At 42.5% G+C, this 11090-nt stretch carries 7 protein-coding genes; all 7 read right to left on the bottom strand.

The features are described from left to right. Positions 1-376: hypothetical protein (locus tag HY063_06315; protein MBI3501391.1), on the bottom strand; the 376-nt coding region annotated here is incomplete at its 3' end. A gap of 69 nt (positions 377-445) precedes the next feature. Next, on the bottom strand, positions 446-5716 hold the full coding sequence (locus tag HY063_06310) for a gliding motility-associated C-terminal domain-containing protein (protein ID MBI3501390.1): 5271 nt from the start codon (positions 5714-5716) through the stop codon (positions 446-448). A 562-nt stretch (positions 5717-6278) separates the two neighbouring features. After that, positions 6279-6929: a fibronectin type III domain-containing protein gene (locus HY063_06305; protein MBI3501389.1), complete on the bottom strand. Its 651-nt coding sequence runs from the start codon at positions 6927-6929 to the stop codon at positions 6279-6281. 237 nt (positions 6930-7166) lie between these two features. Further along, positions 7167-7373, bottom strand: coding sequence for a type II toxin-antitoxin system HicA family toxin (locus HY063_06300; protein MBI3501388.1), 207 nt, complete (start codon positions 7371-7373; stop codon positions 7167-7169). Next, positions 7373-7624 (bottom strand): type II toxin-antitoxin system HicB family antitoxin, encoded by a 252-nt coding sequence (locus HY063_06295; GenBank protein MBI3501387.1) that lies wholly within the window; start codon positions 7622-7624, stop codon positions 7373-7375. The genes HY063_06300 and HY063_06295 overlap by 1 nt, the downstream gene beginning before the upstream one ends. 35 nt (positions 7625-7659) lie before the next feature. Continuing rightward, on the bottom strand, positions 7660-10599 hold the full coding sequence (locus HY063_06290; GenBank protein ID MBI3501386.1) for a gliding motility-associated C-terminal domain-containing protein: 2940 nt from the start codon (positions 10597-10599) through the stop codon (positions 7660-7662). Between the two features lie 83 nt (positions 10600-10682). Then, a complete protein-coding gene (locus tag HY063_06285; GenBank protein ID MBI3501385.1) occupies positions 10683-10958 on the bottom strand; it encodes a hypothetical protein in 276 nt (91 codons plus the stop codon). Between the last annotated feature and the right edge of the window lie 132 nt (positions 10959-11090).

The raw sequence follows: 11090 nt of genomic DNA, 5'->3' as shown, positions 1-11090 counted from the left end.
CTGTTGGTCCAGTAGCACCTGTTGTTCCCGCAGTTCCTGTTGCGCCTGTCGAACCTGTCGGACCAATTCCTCCAGTGATTCCGCTGTTACAAAGAGAATTCCATGATGAAGAAATTTGTTTATAGAAAAAGAAACAAGCGGAGTCAGTGTCATACACCAGCAATCCGTTTGCGGGAGTTGTGATTGCAAGGCGTTGCAATGCGGTTAATCTCGGAACAAGAAAACCTTTGTCATTCAAGGGCGGACTCAGGTCAAGCACTGCGCTGGCATTCGGAGTTAATGTTCCGATTCCTACATTTTGGTTTTGCGCGGCAATGTTTCCGTGAAGAAACAATACGCAAACAGTGATGAAAAGAAAGAGTAGTTCTTTTTTCATGATGAAAGATTTTATTATAAAGAATTAAAACGAGCAAGCAAAGATAAAAGGATTGCCGAAAACAAAAAATCACTTTATCAAACTTACATTTCCTTTTCTGTTCCCTTTCTCACCTGAGACTAATGTATATTCAAAATAATAACTGAATACCGCGCTGTCTTCTGTTTTTCCTCTCCACTCTCCGTTCCAGCCATTTTTCTGCTCGGTAGTTTGAAAAACCTTTTCTCCCCAGCGGTTGTAAATAATCAGTTTCATCTCTTTTATGCAATTTCCATAGACAAAAAATTCATCGTTCTCATTATCTCCGTTCGGAGAAAAAGCATTGGGAATATATATTGGCGTGCAGTTATATTCAACTGTTACTCGCACACAATTTGAATCTGAACACCCGTTTGAATTTGTAACGAACACACAGTAATCCGTAGTCGCAGTGGGACTTGCAACAGGATTCGCACAATTAGCGCAACTTAATCCTGCCGATGGACTCCATGAATATGTGCCTCCACCAGTAGCATTCAAAGTTGTGCTTTCTCCAATGTTAATTACGACATTTACTCCTGCATTTGCAGTCGGACTCAGAATAACGGCAACAGAAAAATTTGCTGTTGCTGTACAAGTTCCTATGGAAACAACTACAGAATAATTTCCTGCTGAAGAAATATTGATTGAAGAAGTTGTTTCATTCGTGTTCCATAAATAATTTCCTCCACCGCTTGCTGTTAAAATAGTATTGTTTCCTGAGCAAATCGTATTATTGCCTGTAATGTTTGCAGTTGGCGGTGGCGAAACTGTTACGGAAATTGTGGAAGTATTTGTGCATCCATTCGCGTCAGCGCCAACTACAGAATAAGTTGAAGATGAAGCAGGGGAAACAGTGAGAGGATTATTTGTTGAGCCATTGCTCCACGAATAAACAACTCCGCCAGTTGCAGTAAGGGTCGTCTGGTCGCCTTGACATAAAAGAGTATTTCCTGAAACAGAAATTGTCGGAAGTGTTGGTCCTGCAACAGAAACAGTTTGTGTTGCGGTGCATCCGTTCGCATCCGTAATCGTCACAGAATAATTTCCAGCCTGTAAACCAGTGGCAGTAGCAGTTGCGGCAGCAGACGGATTCCATAAATAAGTATAACTGCCGCTGCCTCCTGCCGCTGCAACTGAAGCCGTTCCATTTGGAGAAAGACAGGAAATATTTGCCGTGGATGAAGTGGTTGCTGAAAGCGCAGAAGGTTGTGTGATATTTACACTCACCGAACTTGAACATCCATTTGCATCAGTTACAACTACTGAATAATTTCCCGCGGATAAATTATTCGCTGTAGAGGTTGTCTGACCATTGTTCCACAAATAAGTGAATGGAGAACTTCCTCCGCTCATTGAAACAGTTGCGCTTCCATTATTTCCTCCGAAGCACGAAACATTTTGTGATGCGCTCAGCGAAGCAGTTCCTCCATTTGAATTCGCAACTGAAACTGTTTGCGTGGATGAACAACCCTGAGCATCTGTAACAATCACAGAATAATTTCCTGCAGAAAGTCCCGTTGCTGTAGAAGTATTTTGAATTGGAGTTGTGTTCCACGAATAAGTGAATGTTCCGCTTCCTCCCGAAGCATTTGCAGTTGCACTTCCGGTATTCGTTCCGCATGACGAGTTTGTAGAAGATGTTGTAATATTTATCTGCGGAGAAATAGTAGCAGTGGCAGTAGCAGTGGCAGTACACCCGTTTCCATTTGTGACAGTAACTGTATAAGATGTTGTAGAAGTCGGAGAAATACTTATTGAAGCAGTTGTCGCGTTTGTATTCCACGAATAATTTCCGCCTCCATTTGCAGTAAGCGTTGCAGAACTTCCTGAACAAATTGTTCCGCTTCCTGAAATGTTTGCAGTGGGATTTGAATTTATAGTTGCTGTGGCTGTCGCAGTGGCAGTAGAAGAATTTGCGTCAGTAATCGTTACTGTGTAAGTAGTAGTTGAAGATGGACATGCAGTTACTGCAGAAGTTGTTCCCAATCCACCGCTCCATAAATAAGTGTATGGCGGAGTTCCTGAAGAAACATTTGCAGTGAGTGTAACACAATTTTCCGCGCATGCAGACGCGCCTGTTGTTGTAACAGTCGGAGTGGATGGAGGAGAAGCAGAGCATTGAATATTATCCACGCACACATAGTTTAATCCATTCACCATAACAGGTTTGAAAAGAATGTAAGTATGATTTCCGAGCGGAGTAAAATTTACAGGAACGGTCTGCCAGTTTCCACCGCTCGGCAAAACAGGGGAAGTCCACAACTTTTCTGTTTGCGCGCAACTTGTATTTCCTCCTCCCCAGATTTCCAATTGTCCATTACCTGTAATGATAAGAGAATTCACTGCGTACATATCCATTGTGAAAGAGTATGGCGTTCCTGCTGTGATTGGAGAAGAAAGTTGTTGTCCCCACATTTCAGGAGTTGAATTTGAACCGCCCTGATAAGTTGATCCGCTGCTCGCGGCAACCGTAGCGTTGAGTATTGGCTGCGGACAAATGTCAGGAGTTCCGCTTCCGCAAATTGTCCACGAAGGAGCAGCAGCGCTAATCGTTGGCGGCTGTCCTTCGAAATCAGGATTCACAAATGCAGGACAAGATGAAGAAGGAACAGGAGGAGTGCATTGAATGTTATCCAAAAACATATAGCCAGCTTCGTTGGGAGCAACACATGTGGGGCAGATGGATTGAAAAGTTATGTAAGAATAATTTCCTGTCGGAACAGCAAGGGTGGCTGTATAGTTTTGCCATGAAAGATTATTTATGACAGGAGAAGTCCATAGCAATTGGGTTTTCGCACAGGAAGAATTTCCTCCCCAGATTTCTACCTGCGCTTTTGGAAAATAAAATGGCGCGCCATTAAATCCAGCAAGGTCCATGCTGAAAGAATAATTTCCTCCCGCGTTCAGCGGAGTTGTTAATTGCTGTCCGAACGATTCGCCTGTGTTGATGGGGTCGGAAGTAAAGCCGGCAAAGTTTTGTCCTTGCGTTGGCGTGAGAGAAGTGGTAACCATTCCCGGAGGATAAAGGTCAGGAGTGAGATTGCAAATTGTCCATTGAGGAGCAGTCATTGCAATTCCACCATTCCCTCCGTTTTCAAAAGATGGATTTTGAAATGCAGGACAGGTTGCACTGGTTGAGCAAGTGATAATAGTTGCTGTAGCAGTGGTAGTTGCAGTAGAAGAATTTGCGTCAGTAATTGTTACAGTATAAATTGTTGTTACGCTTGGACACGCACTCACAGCAGAAGTTGTTCCGAGATTTCCGCTCCATAAATAAGTGTAAGGAGAATTTCCCGAAGAAGCATTTGCAGTGAGCGTAACACAATTTCCCGCGCAGGCGGAATTTCCCGTTGCAGTTACAGAAGGAGAGGGAACAGCCACGCATTGAATGTTATCTAAAAATATGTAGGCGTTCTGAAAAGGAAAAATGCAAGTGGAGCAAGTTATATCAAAAGTGAGATATGAATAATTTGAAGTTGGCGCGGCAAGATTTGCAGAGAAAGTTTGCCATGTGAGGTTATTGATAACCGGGGATGTCCACAGCAATTGGCTATTCGCGCAGGAAGAATTTCCTCCCCATATTTCAAATTGTCCTTGCGGAACCACTGTCCCGCCTGAATAAGCCGCTGCGTCTATTGTAAACGAATAAGTATTTGCTGCCGTTAATGGCGTTGAAAGTTGTTGACCGAAAGATTCAGGGGCGGGAGCAGTAAAATAAAAACCAATAAAGTTTTGTCCGTTGGATGGTGTAAGAGTTGTAGTGAATTGGGGAGTTGCTGCCGGATAGGTATCAGGAGTGTATGCGCAAATATTCCATGGCGCGCCCAAAATTCCTATTCCTCCTCCGCTGATTCCGCCATTTTCAAAAGAGGGATTTGCAAATGCAGGACAAGAAGATGAACTTGTAGGAACACAGGTCACCGTTGCAACTGTTGTTTGCGAACATCCGTTTCCATCCGTAACGGTTACAGAATAATTTCCTGCGGAAAGATTAGTTGCGGTGGAAGTTGTCTGACCATTGTTCCACAAAAAAGTGAAAGGAGAATTTCCTCCTGAAATAATTGCAGAAGCAGTTGCCACAGCAGAACTACATGGAGTGCTTGTTGAATTTGCGCTGAGAGTGAAACTTGCGGCTGAAGTAATTGTAACGGTTGCTGAAGTTGAATTACATCCGCTCGCGTCATCAATGGTGGCGATGTAAGTCCCGGCACAAAGACCGGAAATAGTTGAAGTGGTTGCATTATTGCTCCAGTTGTAAGTGTAAGGAGGATTTCCTCCCGATGGATTTACAGTTGCAGTTCCATTGCAGGTACAACTCGCGTTGTTTTGATTTGAAGTGACAGAAATTGTAGAAGCATTTCCGCAAGTAGTGCAGGTGGTAGTTTGAAAATAAAGTCCAGCCATTTCAAAGTTGAAACAATCACCGCTTGTTTGCACTTTATATGTTGCGGTTGTTTGTGATGAAGAAACAGTTGTGTTTTGCTGAACAAAATCCCACATCTGCCCGTTCACATGAATATTCGGACTTCCGTTCAGCGAAACATTCACTCCTCCGTTCTGCGGCTGAATGTCGGCAACAATCGCAAACGCATTTGCAGAAGAAGAATTCGCGCATACGCTGAGTCCTGTCATTGTGGTTGTTGCTGTTCCGAAGTTTCCAATCACATACGCGCCATCGTAAATCACAATGTCGCCTTTATACTGCGCGTTCGGATTTACATACACAATAAATAAAGTTGCACCGTCCGTATCGTTGGTGTCAGTCGGATTCGGAGGAGCAACGGGCAATCCGCTAATCGTATAAGTTCCGTTTCCTGTAATGCAAGTTGAAACATCCGCGCGGTAAGAAAAGGTCTGATGATATCCGAAACTATCCCAGCATTTTGAAATATCACTTCCAATAATTGTCATCGGAAAATTAGTTGTGTTGTTGGCTGGATTTTTTATCGTTGCTGTGATTGCTACTCCATCTCCCGAAGTTCCCGCATACAAGACCGCTTTTTCAACTGTGGCACAACTTGGAATTCCGCTGATGGTAACGGTTGCCGGCTGAACAGAACTCGGAATGTTCTGATAATTTCTTCTCTGAAGCGGAACAGATGCCTGCACATAGTTAAGCCCGCATTTTGATTTTGAAAAACTTACTCCGAGCGAGCCGTTTCCGTTCATTGCGGACGGATCTTTTTCCTGAAGACAATTTACGCAACCGCCTCCTCCGCTTTGGGCGGTCAAATTCTCCGCAGAGATTCCTGAGAAAAAAATTATGAAAAAACAAATGGGTGTAAATTTTTCTGATGTAAAGTAATTTTTAATTTTCATGCTGGCGTTATAAAAATTATACCCAAAGGTAAATTCGTTCAATGCGGATTACAAGCAGATAACATCAAATAATGACCTGTCTAAAAAAGAAAGGGTAGTATTGCAAATTTAATGATGCAATTCTCTATTCCTGGTAACGAATGAACGAATCTTGTTACAAATTTTACGAATGATGCTGTTATTCGTTACATTCGTAAAGTGATTCGTTAATTCGTTACCAGAAGTTTGAACATGTATCCTTACATATTTAACACTACCAAAGAAAGAAATCGGCATACATTAAAGAGCAATGTATTCACATTACCGAAAAATATATCTCTATTAAATACCGATATGGCTGCATGCAAGAGCGATGTATTAATATGCAAAAGTAATAGAGCTGCATGAACGGATTATGTATGTGTATCAGCGCGCAATGTACCTGCCTTGAAGCGTGATTTATCTTTATTAAAGAAGAATGTATGTATAGTGCTTTTCGATGCAGGTACATCAGAGAGCGATGTATGAACATCAGAGAGCGATGTATGAACATTACCTGGCAATACGCATACATTGCGTTGCGCTATTGCGGAATAAATGAAACCGTGTTGCTCCAATCGCTCTGACCTTTTGCATTTGCTTTTGCAACGCGGAAAAATTCTTCTTTGCCCCGCGTGAGGTTTGCAATAACCAACTTATGCTGGTTTTTGGTTTGCAGCACGGTTTTAAAATTTTCATCCGCGCTGTCATCGTCCGACATTTGCACAATAAAGTTTACGCTTTCTTTTTGAGTATCGAGAGGGCTTGTTGTTTTAGCAAGAAAAATTTTTGCGCTGTGGGGAGTATCGCCATTCTCAATTTTTTTTATTACGGGCGCATCGGGTATTCCGTGCGGGGCGGGCTCGCTGCTTATGTCGAAACCTGATTTAGAAAGTTTGTCTTTGTCTCCCTTGTAAAGCCCGTTCACATATAAAAGCAGTTTTTCGAGCGTGAGAAAAAGCGCTGTGGTTGCCGTATTGCGGGCGGTGGTGGCATTTTTTCCTCCTCCTTTCACATCGCCCTGCGCTGTAACTGCTGCATCCACCAGTGGCGTGTAGTTTGCCTTTGTTACGGGCGGTGTGGCGTAAAGAGGGCTTGCATATAATCCATCGCGCACTTTTATTCCGCGCTCAATAATTTTTTTGGGCTGCTGCTGGGTGCAGTGCATTACTGCTGTAGCGATTTTTGTTGACATAAAAAATAAGTTTAGAATTTTAGTGTGATGTGAATTTAAAATCGGGGGCGAAAGTAAATGGACGAAACGGATTGTAAAGCCCATGATAAAGGAATAATGGCGGGTCTAAAAAAAACACGGAAAGAATTTATCTTATCAAACTAACATTCCCTGCTTTCCTCGTCTGGCTTCCGTCTTTATAATTTATTTCGAGGATGTAAACAAACACTGCGGTTGCAGAAAATGTTTATAAAAGTTTTACAATTCGTTTTCTGAAATGCCTGCCAGTTTCATTATACTTCGGAGTAAGCCGGGGTTCAAATCCTGATTTTTGTGAACAGGAATTACGAGGAGATGTTCTACACCTGTTTTCTTGTAAATGTGATGGCTTCCGTTAATGCGCTTTAAGAGCCATCCCTTCTTTTCAACAATCTTGCAGAGTTGTTTCCCGCTAACCGATTTCATTACACTGCCACTTTAAGTACGCGGTACTTTTCATGTCTTTCGTGTTTTGTTTTGCGGAAAGATTTTTCGGCTTCTTCTTCGCGGACTTTCAAATACCCTTCAACGGCTTCATAAATATTTGAAATAAGTTCTTCCATTGAATTTGCCTGCGTATAACAGCCGGGCAAGGAAGGAACTTCTGCCCAATAGCCGTTTTTCTTTCCTGCCTTGCCGGCAGGCAGGTCTTCGTGTATTATAACTTTTAGTTTCATAAATACAAAGGTAAGGATTTATTCATTCTGAATTTTTATTTTACCAGAGTCACATTGCCTGATTTCCTCATCTGGCTTCCGTCTTTGTAATTTATTTCGAGGATGTAAACAAACACTGCGGTGTCTAACTTTTTGCTTTTGTATGTTCCATCCCATTGAAAGTTTGTTTCAACCGATTCAAAAATCTTTTCTCCCCATCGGTCATAGATAATCAGTTTAAAATCTTTCACGCACAATATATTCTGCAGATGAATACGGAGAAAATCATTTTCATTATCACCATTCGGTGAAAATGCATTCGGCAGAAAATAATTATCGCTGTTGGAGCAGTCAATCGGTTCAACGGTTACTGTCACACAGGCGGAATCATTACATCCAAAAGAATTTACAACCGTAACGCAATAAACCGTTGTAGCGTTAGGCGAAACAGAAATCGTTGCTCCGTTGCTTCCATCACTCCATGAATAATTTCCTCCACCGCCTGCGGTAAGCGTTGCGCTGTTTCCCTGTGTAATCGTTGTGTTGGATGAAGCGGTTGCGGTTGGATTCGGATTCACTGTAACACTTGCGGTTGCTGTATCGGAACAAGTTCCAACAGAAACAATCACAGAATAATTTCCAGCAGTCGTTGTCGTGATGGAAGAAGTTGTTGCACCTGTGCTCCACGAATAATTTCCTCCACCGCTTGCTGTTAAGATGGCATTTGTGCCCTGACAAACCGTTGCGCTTGTCGCATTAGCAATTGGTGGCGGAGAAACAGTGACGGTTACAGTTATGCTCGCAGAACATCCGCTTGAATTTGTTGCAGTCAAAGTATAGGTTGTGCTTGAAGTTGGATTTACATTTATGGAAGTTGAGGTTGAACCTGTGTTCCACGAATAAGAATTTCCTCCGTTAGCAATTAATGTTGTTGTATCTCCGGTGCAGAGTAAATTATTTCCTGTGATGGTTGGAGATGGAGAAGATAAAATAGAAACGGAAGTTGAAGCAGTGTCGGAACAATTTCCGTTTGAAACAATAACGGAATAAGTTGCAGCGGCAGTGGCAGTAGCAGTAATTGTTGAAGTAGTTTGTCCAGTATTCCATGAATAATTATTTCCGCCTGAAGCATTGAGTGTTACAGTTTGTCCTGCACAAACAGAAATGTTCGGAGAAATAGTTGCCGTGGGAGTTGCAATTACATTTATGGTTATGGAAGCAGTATCGGTACATCCGCTTGAATCAACAACAACGGAATAAGTTGCCGTGGCAGTTGCTGTGGTACTAATTGAAGTTGTAGTTTGTGATGTGCTCCACGAATAAGTTCCTCCACCGCTTGCAGTGAGCGTTACAGAACTTCCCGAACAAACGGTTGTGTTGCTTGCAGAAATAGTTGCGGTCGGTGGATTTCCTGAATTAATTGTCGCGCTCGCTGTGCTTGTACATCCATTTCCATCGGTAATAGTCACAGAATAATTTCCTGAAGAAAGTCCGGTTGCAGTTGAAGTAGTTTGTCCTGTAGGATTCCAATTATATGTATAACTACCACTTCCTCCTGCTACTGCTATTGTTGCGCTTCCCGAACTTCCGCAGGAATTTGTTGAAGTAATCGTAGTTGAAAGTGCGGTCGGTTGAGAAATTGAAACCGTATCCGTTGCTGAACATCCGCCAGCATCCGTAATCGTTACTGTATAATTTCCTGCCGCAAGTCCTGTTGCAGTTGAAGTAGTTTGCCCGGTAAGATTCCAACTATATGTATACGGAGAATTTCCTCCCGAAGCATTTGCGGTGGCGCTTCCGTTTCCTCCGTTGCATAAAATATTATTTGCAGTTGATGTTGCAGACAATCCTCCGCCCGAAGAATTATAGGAAGCAAGAAAATTCGGCAAGCCAATGCCCTCCAAAGTTCCTGCAACAAGCGGCACTACATTATCTACATAATTGGTTGCCGGGTATAGCGAGTTGGGAGAATTAATCGCGCCAACAAATGCCTGCCCTGAAACAGCCGCATAAATTTTTCCATCGGGAGCAAGTTGAAGCGCTCCTTTGTTGTAAAAAGAACCTACATCTACTTGCGTGATGGATGCAGGAATATTGCCGGATGTAAGGTCGTACTGGAAAATCTTCAGGTTAAAAAAATTGGTGCAGTAAAGATAATTTCCGTTGGGAGAAAATTCAACTCCATAACCCGATGAGCCGAGCGCAAGGTCTTGCGGATTGGAAATTACTCCCGTTGCATTATTAAAATCATACAGGTAAAGAGAACCCCCACCGCCTGCGGCAATTTTTGTTCCCGCAAGATTGAATTTTGTATATCCGATGATTCCACCCGAACCAAAATAAACAGGACCGACTGAAAAAACAACTGCCGCGCCAACTCCTGAAGAAGTAACCGGATAAACACGAAAATTATTTGTGCTGTATTCGTGAATCAAAACCCAGTAATCAATTCCATTCGCATTCGGAGTTGCCGTTACCTGTTCGGTTACGCAAGGCGGAGAACCGCAGGAGTACAGCGCATTATTTTTTGTGGTAACCGCGCCCAGCCCGCTGTTGAGCGACATATCCACCTCTGAATAATACGCACCGCATCCGTGCGCGCATCCGCCCGTTGAACCTTCCACCTGAAAAATAAAATATTTATTTGAATTGCATCCGGGATGTGGAACAACTATAGTGCTTTGCGAAGTAGAACAGTTGCTGTACAAACCCGTTCCGTTCTGCATATAAGTGTGAGTTGCATCCCAAATATTTATTACGGAAGAACAAGTTGTATCCGTGCCGATGTAAAATTGCAAAGCGCCTGCTGCACTTGAAATACCTGAAACACCTTCATCTGTATTGGATTTGCCATACACCGCTACAGGTGAACCAGAAGAAAAATCCAATCCTGCATGCCTGCCGAAATACCAGAAGTTGTGCTGGGGCTGGGAAAAGCAGTCGGCAGTTGGCAGTAGGCAGTAAACAAAAAAAGAAAAGAGAAATTTATATTTCATAATGTTGGCGTTATGAATTGCTTAACCAAAAGTAAAGTTAAGAAACATATTTAGCAACCCGATTGGGGAGAATAATTGCGGGTCTAACTCGCAGAAAGTTCTTTTATCTTTTCTTCCGCCAGTTTAATTTTGTTTTCTTTCTCAATATAAATTGCAGGGACTGCGCGTTCTTTGCAATTTTCAATCGGGCAGCGCTCGCAGGTTTGGTTTACAATTTTTACAGGAATGTTATCATCTTCCCAGAAACCAATTCTCTTTTTCAGTTCGTTGTTTATCATCAGTCCAATGCTAACGCTGTTGTTCTGATCGGGAATACATTCAATCGGACGGGCGATGGAAAAAATCAGGTATTGGTGCATTCAAGGCCTTAGCGCAACAAGGCGATTTTTGGTTTAGAGTTTAAAGTTACATTTTTTGTTTTAGAGCAACAGTATTAATGTTCAGAATAACTCGTGGCGAGTTATTACCGAACATTAACACTACATCATCAT

The organism is Bacteroidota bacterium (assembly GCA_016195025.1).
In the GTDB taxonomy this organism is placed as follows: domain Bacteria; phylum Bacteroidota; class Bacteroidia; order Palsa-948; family Palsa-948; genus Palsa-948.
The sequence above is the reverse complement of the archived record's forward strand: the minus strand, read 5'-3'. Positions and strand labels throughout refer to the sequence as shown.